The sequence below is a fragment of the Stutzerimonas azotifigens genome (genome assembly GCF_013522725.1).
In the GTDB taxonomy this organism is placed as follows: Bacteria; Pseudomonadota; Gammaproteobacteria; order Pseudomonadales; family Pseudomonadaceae; genus Stutzerimonas; species Stutzerimonas azotifigens_A.
Genome location: NZ_JAAMRF010000012.1, coordinates 114,837 through 128,425, shown reverse-complemented (window position 1 = coordinate 128,425; position 13,589 = coordinate 114,837). Strand labels below are relative to the sequence as shown.

The 13,589-nt window shown below is 66.3% G+C and carries 15 protein-coding genes and 1 pseudogene; 7 read left to right on the top strand and 9 right to left on the bottom strand.

From position 1 onward, the window contains the following. Nucleotides 1-43 precede the first annotated feature (43 nt). Nucleotides 44-271, bottom strand: a pseudogene (locus G7026_RS20675) (PA0069 family radical SAM protein); the annotation flags it as partial. Nucleotides 272-426: 155 nt separating this feature from the next. Here G7026_RS20675 and G7026_RS20670 point away from each other — a divergent pair. After that, a complete protein-coding gene (locus tag G7026_RS20670) occupies nt 427-960 on the top strand; it encodes a DUF4946 domain-containing protein (RefSeq protein ID WP_181072967.1) in 534 nt (177 codons plus the stop codon). Here G7026_RS20670 and G7026_RS20665 read toward each other — a convergent pair. The 4 genes from G7026_RS20665 to G7026_RS20650 all read right to left on the bottom strand — a co-directional run bounded on the left by G7026_RS20665 (nt 957) and on the right by G7026_RS20650 (nt 5,130). Then, nucleotides 957-1,748 carry a DUF1835 domain-containing protein gene (locus G7026_RS20665; protein WP_181072966.1) on the bottom strand — a complete coding sequence of 264 codons (792 nt, stop codon included), beginning with the start codon at nt 1,746-1,748 and terminating at the stop codon, nt 957-959. The genes G7026_RS20670 and G7026_RS20665 overlap by 4 nt on opposite strands. Further along, the gene (locus G7026_RS20660; RefSeq protein ID WP_181072965.1) at nt 1,745-2,014 is read right to left on the bottom strand and encodes a YheV family putative zinc ribbon protein; all 270 of its coding nucleotides are present in this window, start codon (nt 2,012-2,014) and stop codon (nt 1,745-1,747) included. The genes G7026_RS20665 and G7026_RS20660 overlap by 4 nt, the downstream gene beginning before the upstream one ends. Then, complete coding sequence (gene prlC, locus G7026_RS20655) at nt 2,011-4,059, bottom strand: oligopeptidase A (RefSeq protein ID WP_181072964.1); 2,049 nt, start codon at nt 4,057-4,059, stop codon at nt 2,011-2,013. The genes G7026_RS20660 and prlC overlap by 4 nt, the downstream gene beginning before the upstream one ends. Before the next feature lie 78 nt (nt 4,060-4,137). Next, nucleotides 4,138-5,130, bottom strand: coding sequence for a bile acid:sodium symporter family protein (locus tag G7026_RS20650; RefSeq protein ID WP_181072963.1), 993 nt, complete (start codon nt 5,128-5,130; stop codon nt 4,138-4,140). Between the two features lie 82 nt (nt 5,131-5,212). Here G7026_RS20650 and G7026_RS20645 point away from each other — a divergent pair, with 82 nt between their 5' ends. Together G7026_RS20645 and G7026_RS20640 are read left to right on the top strand one after the other, a co-directional pair. After that, nucleotides 5,213-6,034, top strand: a complete 822-nt coding sequence (locus tag G7026_RS20645; protein WP_181072962.1) for an AraC family transcriptional regulator — start codon at nt 5,213-5,215, stop codon at nt 6,032-6,034. Nucleotides 6,035-6,091: 57 nt separating this feature from the next. Next, the gene (locus G7026_RS20640) at nt 6,092-6,634 is read left to right on the top strand and encodes a gamma carbonic anhydrase family protein (RefSeq protein WP_181072961.1); all 543 of its coding nucleotides are present in this window, start codon (nt 6,092-6,094) and stop codon (nt 6,632-6,634) included. Nucleotides 6,635-6,727: 93 nt separating this feature from the next. Here G7026_RS20640 and G7026_RS20635 read toward each other — a convergent pair whose 3' ends face one another. Next, nucleotides 6,728-7,486: an SDR family NAD(P)-dependent oxidoreductase gene (locus G7026_RS20635; protein WP_181072960.1), complete on the bottom strand. Its 759-nt coding sequence runs from the start codon at nt 7,484-7,486 to the stop codon at nt 6,728-6,730. A gap of 119 nt (nt 7,487-7,605) precedes the next feature. Between G7026_RS20635 and G7026_RS20630 the strand changes: the two genes are divergently transcribed. Both G7026_RS20630 and G7026_RS20625 read left to right on the top strand, forming a co-directional pair. Further along, nucleotides 7,606-8,544, top strand: coding sequence for a LysR family transcriptional regulator (locus tag G7026_RS20630; RefSeq protein WP_181072959.1), 939 nt, complete (start codon nt 7,606-7,608; stop codon nt 8,542-8,544). Between the two features lie 69 nt (nt 8,545-8,613). Then, entirely contained in the window at nt 8,614-9,258 is a 645-nt protein-coding gene (locus G7026_RS20625; protein ID WP_181072958.1) for an HAD family hydrolase, read from the top strand. 133 nt (nt 9,259-9,391) lie between these two features. Here the strand turns inward: G7026_RS20625 and G7026_RS20620 are convergent, their stop codons facing one another. From G7026_RS20620 to G7026_RS20610, 3 genes are all read right to left on the bottom strand, one after another. Continuing rightward, the gene (locus G7026_RS20620) at nt 9,392-10,114 is read right to left on the bottom strand and encodes a DUF892 family protein (protein ID WP_181072957.1); all 723 of its coding nucleotides are present in this window, start codon (nt 10,112-10,114) and stop codon (nt 9,392-9,394) included. A gap of 11 nt (nt 10,115-10,125) precedes the next feature. Then, nucleotides 10,126-11,295 carry a hypothetical protein gene (locus G7026_RS20615; protein ID WP_181072956.1) on the bottom strand — a complete coding sequence of 390 codons (1,170 nt, stop codon included), beginning with the start codon at nt 11,293-11,295 and terminating at the stop codon, nt 10,126-10,128. 231 nt (nt 11,296-11,526) lie between these two features. Continuing rightward, a complete protein-coding gene (locus tag G7026_RS20610) occupies nt 11,527-12,585 on the bottom strand; it encodes an aminopeptidase (protein WP_181072955.1) in 1,059 nt (352 codons plus the stop codon). Between the two features lie 65 nt (nt 12,586-12,650). Between G7026_RS20610 and G7026_RS20605 the strand changes: the two genes are divergently transcribed. Further along, nucleotides 12,651-13,076: a PA0061/PA0062 family lipoprotein gene (locus G7026_RS20605; protein ID WP_181072954.1), complete on the top strand. Its 426-nt coding sequence runs from the start codon at nt 12,651-12,653 to the stop codon at nt 13,074-13,076. A gap of 23 nt (nt 13,077-13,099) precedes the next feature. Then, entirely contained in the window at nt 13,100-13,507 is a 408-nt protein-coding gene (locus G7026_RS20600; RefSeq protein WP_181072953.1) for a PA0061/PA0062 family lipoprotein, read from the top strand. The last annotated feature ends 82 nt before the right edge of the window (nt 13,508-13,589 follow it).

Sequence of the window (13,589 nt, the reverse complement as noted above, 5' to 3'; positions counted from 1 at the left end):
ATAGCTAGACACTCTGGCCATACATTTCTTTGTCAACGATAACGTGCTCGCAGCCACGATAGGGATTCACCGAACGGTCGAAGCCGACGTCCGGCGACTGGTTGCGGGTCAGCACCGTCTTGGCCAGTTCGCGGCGCACTTCGGTGGCGCGGGTCGGCGGCACCTCCTGCTCCCAGCCGTCGTCGTAGGCTTCGGTCAGGGTCGGGGCGAAGCGGTTGTGCGGGTTGATTGCGGTGCCGCGACCACGTGGGGTGGCCTTGGGAGGGAACATGGGCAGCTCCAATAACTGTATATAAATACAGTATCAAAGACACGCGCGGCGCGCACGGCCGGCAGTGCACCGTTGGTCTGCCCGCGACTCAGCCTGCGGTTGTGAGCCTGCGCCGCATCAGGCAGGCTGATACGTCGTCCGCCAGAGTTCCCACGATGCCGTCTTGCGCCCCACTTGCCGTCCTTGCCCTTTTCTTCTGCAGCACCGCTGCCCTGGCCGAGTCCTTCGAGGTGGACTGGCCCGCCGGCTGGGAGGTGGAGCAGATGCCGGCGCCGCAGTCGCCGTTCGAGCCGGAGGTCAGCGGCGAGCGCCAGCGCGCGATGAAACTCAAACCCAACGGCGAGCAGGAGGTGGTCGTCGAGATCACCCGCCTGCCTCTCTCGCCGAGCGTGGAGATCGATCTGGACAAGGTGCTCCGGCAGATGCGCCAGGGCATCCAGCTGGGGTTCGCACAGAACCTGCTGCTGACCGCCTGCAAGCCGCCGGCCGATACCGAAATGGGCGACCTGCCCGCGCGCGAGGTGCGCTGTGACATCAGCCAGCAAGGCACGCCCGTGTTGCAGCAGAACCTGCTGATGGCGCGCAACGACAAGGCTGTCTATTCGCTCAGCTATGCCATGCCGGTGGCCAATGCCGCCGCGCTGGAGGAAACGCTACAGGCGCTGCGCAAGAGCCTCAGGCTGCACTAGGCACTAGCAGCCCGCCGCACCTGCAAGGCGCTGTACTGCGCGCCCGGCACGCCGTCCAGCTCGAGCCTGCCGCCCCGCGCCAGCTCGCGGGCACGCCAGTAGAGAAAATAATCGGTTGGGAAGAAGCCGTCGCAGTGCCTCATCACCTCGGCCATGGCACGTGCCAGCGGCCTCCAGTCCGGTTCTGTCGCCGCGACGAGCTGGGCATCGATGGCATCGAAACGCTCCCCGAAGAACTGCCCTTCACGCCAGCGGCGAATATCGGCATCGGCCGCCACCGCGCCACGCCATTGCGCAGCCAGCTGGCGTTGGCGGGCAGCGTCGATCCGCTGCGGGCGGATGCGCTCGGCCAGCGCCGCTGGCCGATGCATCGAGACCGCCATGCGTGTGCCGACACGGCTGTCACCGGTGCCGCAGGCAACTTCGAACAGAGGCAGCGGGCTGCCTTCCAACGCCGCGCAGACCCGCGCCAGCAACAGCTGCTCGGACGCGCTGTCGCCATGCCAGACGGTCACGCCGAGCCCCTGCCCCGGCAGCTCGGCGAGCCATCGGGCATCGCCTGCCAAGTCATTGGCGAAGTCGGGCCGCGGCTCGGCACCGCCCGGCCAGACCGCCTCCCAGAACCAGGCGCGTGCCGGGCAGCGCTCGGCGTCCACGTCTCGCAGCGGGCCGACGGCCAGGTCGTCGCGCATGACCCGAACCTTCATGTCCGGCTGGCCAGCCGTGACGATGGCGACGCTTTCGGCCGCCAGATCGCCACAGGTCAGGTGCCAGCCGGCAGGGATCATGGCTCGGGCTTTTTCAGCTTGGGGTTGGGGAAGAACTGCACCGACTGGACCTTGGCGTCAGCGACCTTCGGCTTGGGCTGGTTGACCCGCGTGCCGAGCTCGCTGGGCACCGACTGGCCCTGAGCATTGAGGGTGTCGGCGTAGCCGCAGGCGACGCATTCGCGATGCGGCACGCCGTCGACGTCCCACATCTTGATGCTGTCCTGGGCGCTGCACGCCGGGCAGACCGCGCCGGCGATGAAGCGTTTGACCGGTGGCTGGCTCATGCCGCCTCCGCCGTCAGCCCGAGGTGGCGCAACAGCGCATCGATCGACGGCTCGCGGCCGCGGAAATCGACGAACAGCACCATCGGCTCCTGGGAACCGCCGCGGGCGAGGATCGCGTCGCGGAACGCGCGGCCCGTCTCGGCGTTGAACACGCCCTCCTCCTCGAAGCGCGAGTAGGCGTCCGAAGACAGCACTTCAGCCCACTTGTAGCTGTAGTAGCCAGCCGCGTAACCGCCCGCGAAGATGTGCGCGAAGCTGTTGGGGAAGCGATTGTTGGCCGGCGGACGGATCACCGCGACCTCGTCGCGGATGCTCTCGAGCACCTCCAGCACGCTGCGCCCGTCGCCGTGGGTGGCGTGCAGCTCGAAGTCGAACAGCGAGAACTCCAGCTGGCGCACCATCACCATGCCGGACTGGAAGTTCTTCGCCGCGAGCATCTTGTCGAGCATCTCGCGCGGCAGCGCTTCGCCGGTCTGGTAGTGGCCGGCGATCAGCGCCAGCCCCTCGGGCTCCCAGCACCAGTTTTCCATGAACTGGCTCGGCAGTTCGACCGCATCCCAGGCCACGCCGTTGATGCCGGACGCGCCGGCATGCTCGACCTGGGTCAGCAGGTGGTGCAGACCGTGACCGAACTCGTGGAACAGGGTAGTGACTTCGTCGTGGGTCAACAGCGCCGGGCGCTCGCCCACCGGCGGGGTGAAGTTGCAGACCAGGTTGGCCACCGGCGTCTGCAGTTCGCCGATCGCGGTGCGGCGCTTGTCGCGGGCGCCGTCCATCCAGGCACCACCGCGCTTGTTCGAGCGCGCGTAGAGGTCGAAGAAGAAGCGCCCGACGTGCTCGCCGTTCTCGCGGATCTCGAACAGGCGCACGTCCGGGTGCCAGCTGTCGAAGTCTTCCAGCTCGTGGATCTCGATGCCGTAGAGGCGCTGGACGATGGCGAACAGGCCCGAGAGCACCTTGTCCACCGGGAAGTAGGCGCGCACTTCTTCCTGATTGAGGCTGTAGCGCTGCTGGCGCAGCTTCTCGCTGTAGTAGCCCAGGTCCCAGTTCTGCAAATCGTCCAGCCCCTGCTCGGCGGCGAAGGCGCGCAGCTCGGCCAGGTCACGCTCGGCGAACGGCTTGCTGCGCTGGGCCAGGTCACGCAGGAAGCCCAGCACCTGATCGGTCGACTCGGCCATTTTGGTCGCCAGCGACAGCTCGGCGTAGTTGGCGAATCCGAGCAGCCTGGCCAGCTCCTGACGCAGGTCGAGGATCTCGGCCATCACCGGGCCGTTGTCGAACTGGCCGGCGTTCGGCCCCTGGTCGGAGGCGCGGCTCGAATAGGCGGTGTAGACCTCTTCGCGCAGAGCGCGGTCATCGGCGTAGGTCATTACCGCGTAGTAGCTGGGAAACTCCAGGGTGATCAGCCAGCCATCGAGGTGCTTGGCTTTGGCCGCCTGGGCCATCTGCGCCTTGGCCGACTCGGTCAGCCCGGCGAGCGCGGACTCGTCGGTGATGTGCTTGGTCCAGGCCTGGGTGGCGTCGAGCAATTGGTTGGAGAAGCGGCTGGCCAGCTCCGAGAGCTTCATGCGGATGGCGCCGAAACGCTGCTGCTCGACCGGCGGCAGATCGATACCCGAAAGGCGGAAATCGCGCAGCGAATGCTCGAGGATGGTCTTCTGCGCCACCTCGAAGCCCTCGGCTTCAGGGCTGCTGGACAGCGCCTGGTAGGCGCGGAACAGATCGGGATTCTGCCCCAGCTCGGTGGAATAGGCCGACAGTTTGGGCAGGCAGGCCTCGTAGGCGGCGCGTAGCTCGGGGCTGTTCTTCACCGAATTGAGGTGGCTCACCGGACCCCAGGCGCGGCCGAGCCGCTCGTTCATCTCGTCCAGGCCGACTACCAGGGTCTGCCAGTCCAGGCTCTCGGCGGGTCGGCTGAGCAGCTCCTGGAGGGCGACGCGGTTGTCGCCCAGAATGGTGTCGATGGCCGGCTCGACGTGTTCCGGACGAATCTCGGAATAGGGAGGCAGGTCGAAGTCCCGAAGCAGGGGGTTGGTATCGGTCACGGCATTGCCCTTCTAGGAATACTCACCCCTGCATGTTAAAGACAAATGCGCGGCCACGCAGCCACCATTGCCTCCCGTTCAGCGCAGAGAAGCAGCCGCCGCGGGGGGGTCCTCCCGCCGTGAAAAACGTTGTGCGAGCACAGTGCAGACCATCAACTGGAGCTGGTGGAAGAGCATCAGCGGCAGGATGATCATCCCCACCGCGCTGGTGGCGAACAGCACCTGCGCCATGGGCACACCGGTCGCCAGGCTCTTCTTCGAACCGGCGAACAGAATGGTGATGCGGTCCTCCAGGCTGAAGCCCAGCAGCCTGCCGAGCAGGCTCGTCAGCCACAGCACCAGCGCCAGCAGCAGGCAGCACGCCAGGGTCAGACCCAGCAGGTTGACGAGCGGGACGGTCTGCCAGAGCCCTTCGACCACCGCGCCACTGAACGCGGTGTAGACCACCAGCAGGATCGAGCTCTGATCGACGGTCTTGAGCCAATTCTTGTTGCGCGTCACCCAGGCGCCGATCCAGCGCCGCGCGACCTGCCCGGCGACGAAGGGCACCAGCAGCTGCAGGACGATCTTGCCGATCGAATCGAGCGTCGAGCCGGTATCGCCTTCGACGCCCATCAGCAGCAACACCAGCACCGGCGTGAGGAAGATGCCGATCAGGCTGGAAGCCGCCGCGCTGCAGATCGCCGCCGGCACGTTGCCGCGTGCCAGCGAGGTGAAGGCAATCGCCGACTGCACCGTGGCCGGCAGCGCGCACAGGTAAAGCATGCCCAGGTACAGCTCGGTGCCGACCAGCGGCGTCAGTACCGGCTTGAGCGCCAGCCCCAGCAGCGGAAACATGACGAAGGTGCAGAAGAACACCAGCAGGTGCAGCCGCCAGTGACCGGCGCCGGCCAGGATCGCTTCGCGCGAAAGCTTGGCGCCGTGCATGAAGAACAGCAGCCCGATGGCCAGGGTAGTGAGCCATTCGAAGAACACGGCGCCGCGGCCCTCGCAGGGCAGGACGGTGGCGATGACGACCACCGCCAGCAGGGCGAGCGTGAAATTGTCGAACAGCATGCGAAGCTTGGCCATCTACCGGCTCCTGGTCTTGCAGATGAAGGGGAGCGACCTTAACGTGGTGCTCTCCTTCCGGCTAACGCCAAGCGGGCAATAAATGTCGCCAATCGGACAACAGGCCCTCGCGGCCACCCAGAGCAGCATGCCCCAGACATTGCCACGCCCGGTCTACGGCAAGCTCGATTCGCCGCCCAACCTCAAGCTTGGCTATCGCCACAGCCATCCCTGGGTGCAGATATCCCATGCCGTGGAAGGCGTGCTCGAAGTGCGCACCGACGGCGGACGCTTCATCGCACCGCCGCTGCGTGCGGTGTGGGTGCCGGCCGGCGTGACCCATCAGGTGTTCTGCGCGCCGGACACCTGCATCCGCAGCCTGTACATCGATCGCAGCGTAGCCGGTGACGTACCCGAGCACTGCCGGGTACTGCAGGTGAGCCCGTTGCTGCGGGAGCTGATCGCCCACTTCAGCACCCTGGCCGAAGCCTATGACGAACAGGGCCCCGACGGACGGTTGGTGCAGGTGTTGCTCGACCAGTTGGGCTGCGCGCCGGAAGTCGAGCTGATGCTACCGCTGCCGGCCGACCCGCGGCTGCACCGCCTGTGCAAAAGCCTGCAGGCGCGGCCCGAAGCCCCCGAGGGGCTGGCCGAATGGAGCCAGACGCTGGGCGTCTCGGAGCGCACCCTCAGCCGGTTGTTTCTACGCGAAACCGGATTGACCTTTCGCGCCTGGCGCCAGCGTCTGCGCCTGCTCAGCGCCTTGCCCGCCCTGGAGCGCGGCGAGCGGGTCACCGACGTGGCGCTGAGCTGCGGTTACGAATCCCTGTCGGCCTTCATCGCCGCCTTTCGCGAGCAGTTCGGCGCCACGCCCGGCGAGTTCTTTCGCTCGGCCAATCGCCCGGTGCGCGATGCTGTCCGTTAATCTTCAGGCCTTTCGCGCGGCTCGCCTGGGCGCGCCGCCATCACATCGGAGCCATTCATGACCATCCGTACCTTCCAGGACCACACACCGCAGCTCGGCGAGCGCGTTTTCGTAGACCCGTCGGCCGTGCTCATCGGCGACATCCACATCGGCGCGGACAGCTCAGTCTGGCCGCTGACGGTGATCCGCGGCGACATGCACCGCATCCGCATCGGCAACCGCACCAGCATCCAGGACGGCAGCGTGCTGCACATCACCCACGCCGGGCCGTTCAACCCCGACGGCTTCCCGCTGACCATCGGCGACGAGGTCACCGTGGGCCACAAGGTCACCCTTCATGGCTGCACCCTGGGCAACCGAATCCTGGTAGGCATGGGTTCGATCGTGATGGACGGCGCAGTGGTCGCGGACGAGGTGATCATCGGCGCCGGCAGTCTGGTGCCGCCGGGCAAGACCCTGGAAAGCGGCTATCTCTACGTCGGCAGCCCGGTGAAACAGGCGCGCCCGCTCAGCGACAAGGAGCGCACCTTCTTCAGCTACACCGCTGGCAACTACGTGAAGCTCAAGGACCAGCACCTGGCCGAAGGCTACGGCGATTGATGTGAAGTCCTTAGCGGTCTTGACCGTGAGCTTTTCAGGCGGCCCCGATCGCAGGCCATGCGGGCGCGTAGAGCGCCCATTGACCCACAAGGGTCAGAGGAACATCCCGCCGGAGGCCTCGATGCGCTGGCCGGTGATCCAGCGCCCGCCTTCGCCGAGCAGCGCGACGACGGCCAGGCCGATGTCGTCCGCCTGGCCGACGCGTCCCTTGGCGGTGTTCGCCGCGACGAAGGCGTTGAGGTCGGCGTTGTCGCGCACCGCACCGCCACCGAAGTCGGTCTCGATCGCGCCGGGGGCGAGCACGTTGACGCTGATACCTCGCGCACCGAGCTCACGGGCCTGATAGCGGGTCAGCACCTCGATGCCGCCCTTCATCGCCGCATAGGCCGAATACCCCGGCAGCGTGAAGCGCGCCAGGCCGCTGGAGACGTTGAGGATGCGCCCGCCGTCGACGATCAGCGGCAGCAGCATCTGGGTCAGGAAGAACGGCCCCTTCAGATGGGTACTCATCATCAGGTCGAACTGCGCCTCGCTGGTTTCGGCAAAGCTGGTGGTCTGGCCAGTGCCGGCGTTGTTCACCAGAAAGTCGATGTCATGGCGGCCGAAGCGCTCGGGCAGCGCCGCGCGCAGCCGTTCGGCGAAGGCGGCGAAGCCTGAGCTGTCGCCCACATCCAGCGGCAGCATCAGCGCCCGGGCACCGAGACCCTCGATCTCTTCGGCCACCGCCTGGGCTTCGCTGGCCTTGCTGAGGTAGGTGCCGATGATATCGACGCCCTGGGCGGCCAGGTGCAGGGCGGCGTTGCGGCCGAGCCCGCGACTGGTACCGGTGATCAATGCGAGTTTGCCTTTCATGTCAGTCTCCCGAACGGTTGGTTTGTGTACGGGATTGACTTTATTGTTCAAGCGGTTCCGGATAAATCCAGCATTGATGGATAGACTGTTCGCTCATTGCGACCAATCGGACAACCGCCATGAATCTGCTCGAACTGCTACGCACCTTCGTCCGGGTCTTTGAACTGGCCAGCTTCACCGGTGCCGCCGACAGCCTCGGCCTGCCCCGCTCGACGGTCTCGGAACAAATCCGCGCGCTGGAACAACGGCTCGGCGCGCGGCTGCTGCAACGCACCACGCGCCGGGTGCAGCCGACCCAGGACGGCCAGCTGCTGTATGAGCGCTGCCGCGACATGCTTGATCAGGTGGAAGAAGTCGAAGGGCTGTTTCGCGAGGGCAGCTCCCTTGGCGGGCGTTTGCGCATCGACCTGCCGGTCGCCCTCGCGCGCAATCTGGTGGTGCCGCGCCTGGGCGAATTCCTCGACCGCCACCCGGCTCTGGAGGTCGAGGTCAGCGCGACCGATCGGCGGGTGGATCTGGTGCGCGAGGGGTTCGATTGCGTGCTGCGTATCGGCGAGGTCAGCGACACGGGCCTGGTGGCGCGGCGGCTCGGCAGTTACCCGCTGGTCAACTGCGCCAGCCCCGGCTATCTGAAGGCCCACGGCACGCCCAGGACGCTGGACGACCTCGCCGACCATCACCTGATCCACTACGTGCCGGTGCTGGGTGCGCGCTCGGCGGGCTTCGAGTACGAGGAGAACGGCAAGGCCATGTGCCTGCCGATGCAGGGCCGGGTCACGGTGAACAACAGCGACAGCTACAAAGAGGCCTGCATCGGCGGCTTCGGCCTGATCCAGGTTCCGCTGGCGGGCGTGTGCGAGTCACTCGAGCGGGGCGAACTGCAGCTGGTGCTGCCCGACCATGTGCCGGCACCGATGAGCGCTTCGCTGCTCTATGCCCACCGGCGCAACCTGCCGCGCCGGGTGAGGGCATTCATGGACTGGCTGGGCGGCCTGATCGAGCGGGACATCGCCGCCGCGAACGCCCTCGCGCAGCGCCTGCGGGTCTCGGCGCGCTGAGCTGGTGCGTTGCCCGTGCCGGCCGGGTACGGGACAATCGACGGCCCTCACGCTGCCGGCCGCACCTTCATGCACCACTCGATGATTCTTTTCGACCTCGACGGGACCCTCACCGACCCGCGCGAAGGCATCACCCGCTCGATCCAGTACGCGCTGGCCAAGCTCGGCATCGACGAGCCGGACCTGAGCAAGCTCGAGCCCTTCATCGGGCCACCCCTGCTGCAGGCCTTCATGCAGTTCTACGGCTTCGACGAAGCGCGGGCGTGGCAGGCGGTGGAGCATTACCGCGAGCGTTTCAGGGTCACCGGGCTCTACGAAAACCTGCTGTTCGACGGTGTGCTGGAGATGCTGGAGCACCTGCGCGGCCAGGGCCGCACGCTCTACGTGGCCACCTCCAAACCCTCGGTGTTCGCCCGTGAGATCGCCCGGCACTTCGCCTTCGACCGGCATTTCAAGCTGATCTACGGCAGCGAGCTCGACGGCACCCGCACCGACAAGGTCGAGCTGATCGCCCATCTGCTCGCCGAAGAACGCCTCGATGCGACCGACGCACTGATGATCGGCGACCGCAAACACGACCTGATCGGCGCGCGCGCCAATGGCCTGCAGGCGGCAGCGGTGGGATACGGGTTCGGCAGCCATGCCGAACTGATGGCCGAGTCGCCGGCCTATTACTACGCCACGCTGCCAGAGCTTCGCGCAGCCTTCGCCTGACTCAGTCGTTGCGCTGGGAGATGATCGTGCGGGGCCGCTTTGATCGTTTCCGCTGTAGCGTGGAAACCATCGGCCAGCGGTGCCCGACAGGCGCTTCGCCTGCCGGGCACCGGTGCTCCAGGGACGTGCCCGGTTACTGAATCTGGGTGATCAGGTCGCGACGCATCACGGTCTTGATCTTTACCAGGTGGTCGTTTTCCTGATCCAGCGCCTTCATGAAGCTGTCAGCAATGGTGTCGTGGCCGGCAGCGCGCGCCAGCTCGATCAACAGCTCCCAGGCCGCGTTGTCAGCCAGCTCGACGGTCAGCAGGGCGTTCAGGCCATGCTCGACGTTGGTCCGCGGGTCGGTCAGCACCTGCACGACGCCCATGGCGATGACCCCAACCACATCGGCACTGGGGGTCTGCGCGGTAGGGTCGGCGCCCATCTGCTCGATCGCACGGACGAGCAACATCATGTGCTCGGCCTCTTCCTCGCGGATGTGCTTGAGCGTTTCGACCAGTTCCGCGTTGTCCGGCTCGAGCGCCTTGGTCTTGGCAATCATCGCGTCATACAGACGCACGCCGTTGCGCTCGTAGGCCAGGCGTTCGCCGAGCTTGTCGATCAGGATTTCCGGGCTCTTGCCCTTGAGCATGTCGAAGGATGTCTTGAGCATGCCTTTGGCGGACCCGGGGATGGGCACCGAGCCGATTCGCTCGGCCTCATCAGTGCGCACGGCGCGTTCATGCGCGATGGCGCTCTCGTCGCCGTGCACGTCGGGGCTGACCGCATTGACGGCCTCGAGCATGCTCTTGGTGTCCTTGGGGGACATTTGCACACCGGTGACGTTGGTGCCGACTTTGGCAGCGTGGGCCATGGTCATTCTCCTCAGGAAGCTTTACGGATCAGTTCGGTGCCCGGTGCCCACTGGTAGCCAGCGGAGACGATGTCGGCGGCGATGCCTTCCGAATTGAGCTGTGCACGGTAGTCGAGAGAGCTCTTCGGCTCCTGGGTGATATCCACGTACTGGGTACCGCTGGCGCGCAGGTTGAGCTCGGCGGCAAGCACCTTGCGCACGAAGTCGCGCTGGCTCTTGAACTCGATCATCTTCGGCAGCGGGCCGCCGAGGATTTCCGCCGGATCGCGCCGCTCGAGCTTCTTGAAATACTCGCAGGCGATGTTCAGGTGACCGAGCTCGTAGTCGAGGAAGCGCTCCCAGATGGCCTTGATCCGCGGGTTGGTCTCCTGCTCGGCACAGCTGGCGTAGGCATAGACTTCCATCGCTTCGTGGACCAGCCATTTCTCCATGAAGCTCTCCAGCGGATCGGCCAGTGAGCCGTACTGGGTGACGTGCTGCTCTTCGACCGAAGCGATCTCGGCGTACAGCTGACGTGCCAGCGGGTCGGCGAACAGCGGCCCGACGTTCATGTAGTAATCGTGGGTCTGGTATTCGGCCGCGGTGATCATCGCGGCATGGATCTTGGTGATCAGCGCGGCTTCATCCTTGGCGTAGCTGTCGCGCAGGTCGTCATCGGGATGGCGATGGTGCTGCGAGGTCGGGCGACCCGGCACGATGTCGGTGTAGCCCTGCAGGATGTTGTTGGCATCCTTGCCCTCTAGGCGATCGAGCATCGCCGAGTAGCGATAGAGGTGGTCGAAATCTTCGAGCAGGCCGAAGCGATAGGTCTGCGCCTGATAGGGGTCGGGCTCGGTCTGAGCCACCGCGGCGGTGACCTCGATCGCCACCTGCTCGTAGGCCACGGTGGTTTCCAGCGGCGAATGGTCGGCAGAAATCAGCCAGTTCACCATGGTCGCCTGATGCTGCTCGACGCGGCGGATCTCAGCGAGTGGCTGGCGCAGCTGGCCGGTGATACGGGCGATGCCGTGCTTGAGGCGCAACGCGTCGGTCTCGATACCGTTCATGAGGATGATGCGCACCCGGGTGAAGGCGTCGTCATCGAGCTTGCTGATCGGCTTGCCGGCCATCTCCTTCCAGGTGAATTTCTGCTTTTCCAAGGGCGTGCCCTTGTTGTCGAGTATTCCGGACAGTTTATCCATGGAGCCTCCGTTGGACGGGTCATACGCGGCGTACGGGGGTACGACAGAGCGGGCGGCCGCAAGCTGCGGCCCTTGAAAAATGGACGGAGACGCCGCGGGACAATTCCTTACAGATCGTCGGGTTGCGGGTCTTCTGGATGAACGGCGCCGCGCGGGTGGACGCCGTGCGGCGCCCGGCCTGAGGCGCAAGAGAAGCCGCAGCCAGCGCGGAGAGGGTTTAGCGAAACGGTATCAACGAAGCGCCTCGAGGGCCGCCTCCCGCTCGTCGGCCGGCAACTGGCCGAGTTCGGCGACCCGCACGTAGAAGCGTGGCCAGTCGCGGTCGACCTGCTCGAACAGGCCGGCGAAGGCAGGCACCCAGCGGTCGTAGAGACCAAAGGGCAGCAACCGGGCATTGTTCAATGGCTGCTCGATCCAGCGATCGAAGCGCCCCACCCCGCCCCACTGCCGATCGCGCCGCTCCCGGTAGAGGCGTCGCAGACGTTCGAACTCCTCTGCCTTGGCCTGGCGCATCTGCGCCTCGGGCAGACCCGAGGCATAGAGCCGGTCGAGCCGCTCGCGGGTTTCCAGCACCAGCTCGGCGAGCACGGCGTACTGCTCGCGGGCCTGCTCGTCACGTGGAGGCAGCCCTCGGCTGGCACGCCATTGACGCAACCCTTCGCGCTCGACGAAGCTGGCGAAGGATTCGTTGAAGGCGGTGTCGTCCGGCACGTAGAGCTGCTGGTGGGCCAGCTCGTGGAAGATCAGCGCGGCCAGCCGGTCCTCGTCCCAGCTCATCATCGAGCTCAACAGCGGATCGTCGAACCAGCCCAGGGTCGAGTAGGCCTCCACGCCGGCGACATAGGTGTCGTAGCCCTGCTGGCCGAGCAGCGCCGCCGCACCGCGCGCCGCGCCCTGGCGGTAGTAGCCGCGGTAGGCCACGCAGCCGGCGATGGGGAAGCAGTGGGTCAGCGGATTGATCGAGAATTCCGGCGTGGCGAAGACGTTCCACACCACGTAGGGGCGGCCGATGTCGGCGTAGACGCGGTAGCTGCCATTGTCAGGCAGGCCGAGCCGGGCACTGGCGAAGGCCCGCGCCTGCAGGGCCAGGGCAAGGCGCTCGCGCAGCTGCGCATCACGCGTAGGGTCGGCGAGAATCCGCTCGACCGGCTCGCGCTGGCGCAGCAGTTCCAGCTGCCCACGGGCCAGTTGCCCGTAATAGGTGCCGCAGCCGCCAAGACAAAGCATCAGCAGCAGGGGAACCCAACGGGGGGTCAAGTGGTCGAGAAAGGCGGTTTCACGGCGCGGCATGCGCCGACCCTACCCCATTTGCCCGGGGGCACTCCAGCGTCCCGCTCGCCCCCTCGGAGACTCGCATGCGCGCTGCCCTGATCACCGCTTTTCTGCTGCTGTCGGCCGGTTGTGCCCATCCGATTCCCGAGCCCGATCCCAGCCAGGCCTGGGTCGATCTCGCACCGACACAGGACACCCAGCTCGAGGCGCTGGCGGTCGACAGCACGCGGCTCGAGGACGATCGCTACTTCCAATTCGAGCCCGGCAGCCGTCAGCTGGACATGCGCTACCGCTTCGACGTGGCCGGCCACGACGTGGGCGCCGGCAGTGCGCCGCTGCCACGCGATTGCCGCCTGAGCCTGGCCTATGACCGCTTCTCCGCAGGCGAACGTTATCGCCTGGTCGCGGGCCGCCATGGCTTCAGGCCCTGGGCCAAGCTCTACGACGAGAAAAACTTCCTGCTCGCCCGGGCAGAAGAAAGGGGCTGCGGCGATGTCTCAGGCTTATGATGCGTATCCCCTGGAGTTCCGCCATGCGCCGGTCGCTTGTCCTTTCCCTGCTGCTGATCCTGTCCGGCTGCGCCGGCCCACTGCCCGAGCCGCGTGACGACCGGGCCTGGGTCGACCTGCATACGATGATGCCGATCGACACCTTCATGGCCCAGCGCATCGACCGCCAACGCGTCGAGGACGGCCGCTTCTTCCAGGTACCGCCTGGCCCCCACGCACTGGAAGCCTCGTTCGAATTCGAGATTGGCGGCGGTGGCATGCTCAACGAGCCACGGCGGCTGCGCTGCCTGCTGACGGTCAACCACGACTTCGAGGCCGGCCGCCGCTACCGGTTCGAGTCCCGCGCAATGGGCTTTCAGCCCCAAGGCTGGCTCTATGACGAGCAGGACAACCTGATCACCCGCGCCGACGTGTCCTTCTGCGGCCCTTGATCCCCGGCGCGGCGCCACCGATCGTCCGCCGCGCTGGAACTCGCCCCTATACCGCGGCTCGAAAAAATACGGCCGCCACGCG

What these genes read in the sequence shown, in the direction of transcription:
- G7026_RS20600 (WP_181072953.1), top strand. Translation starts at nt 13,100, where the DNA reads ATGCGCCGGTCGCTTGTCCTTTCCCTGCTGCTGATCCTGTCCGGCTGC.
- G7026_RS20620 (WP_181072957.1), bottom strand. Translation starts at nt 10,114, where the DNA reads ATGGCCCACGCTGCCAAAGTCGGCACCAACGTCACCGGTGTGCAAATG.
- G7026_RS20670 (WP_181072967.1), top strand. Translation starts at nt 427, where the DNA reads ATGCCGTCTTGCGCCCCACTTGCCGTCCTTGCCCTTTTCTTCTGCAGC.
- G7026_RS20660 (WP_181072965.1), bottom strand. Translation starts at nt 2,014, where the DNA reads ATGAGCCAGCCACCGGTCAAACGCTTCATCGCCGGCGCGGTCTGCCCG.
- G7026_RS20635 (WP_181072960.1), bottom strand. Translation starts at nt 7,486, where the DNA reads ATGAAAGGCAAACTCGCATTGATCACCGGTACCAGTCGCGGGCTCGGC.
- G7026_RS20645 (WP_181072962.1), top strand. Translation starts at nt 5,213, where the DNA reads ATGTCGCCAATCGGACAACAGGCCCTCGCGGCCACCCAGAGCAGCATG.
- G7026_RS20610 (WP_181072955.1), bottom strand. Translation starts at nt 12,585, where the DNA reads ATGCCGCGCCGTGAAACCGCCTTTCTCGACCACTTGACCCCCCGTTGG.
- G7026_RS20625 (WP_181072958.1), top strand. Translation starts at nt 8,614, where the DNA reads ATGCACCACTCGATGATTCTTTTCGACCTCGACGGGACCCTCACCGAC.
- G7026_RS20630 (WP_181072959.1), top strand. Translation starts at nt 7,606, where the DNA reads ATGAATCTGCTCGAACTGCTACGCACCTTCGTCCGGGTCTTTGAACTG.
- G7026_RS20640 (WP_181072961.1), top strand. Translation starts at nt 6,092, where the DNA reads ATGACCATCCGTACCTTCCAGGACCACACACCGCAGCTCGGCGAGCGC.
- G7026_RS20615 (WP_181072956.1), bottom strand. Translation starts at nt 11,295, where the DNA reads ATGGATAAACTGTCCGGAATACTCGACAACAAGGGCACGCCCTTGGAA.
- G7026_RS20650 (WP_181072963.1), bottom strand. Translation starts at nt 5,130, where the DNA reads ATGGCCAAGCTTCGCATGCTGTTCGACAATTTCACGCTCGCCCTGCTG.
- G7026_RS20605 (WP_181072954.1), top strand. Translation starts at nt 12,651, where the DNA reads ATGCGCGCTGCCCTGATCACCGCTTTTCTGCTGCTGTCGGCCGGTTGT.
- G7026_RS20665 (WP_181072966.1), bottom strand. Translation starts at nt 1,748, where the DNA reads ATGATCCCTGCCGGCTGGCACCTGACCTGTGGCGATCTGGCGGCCGAA.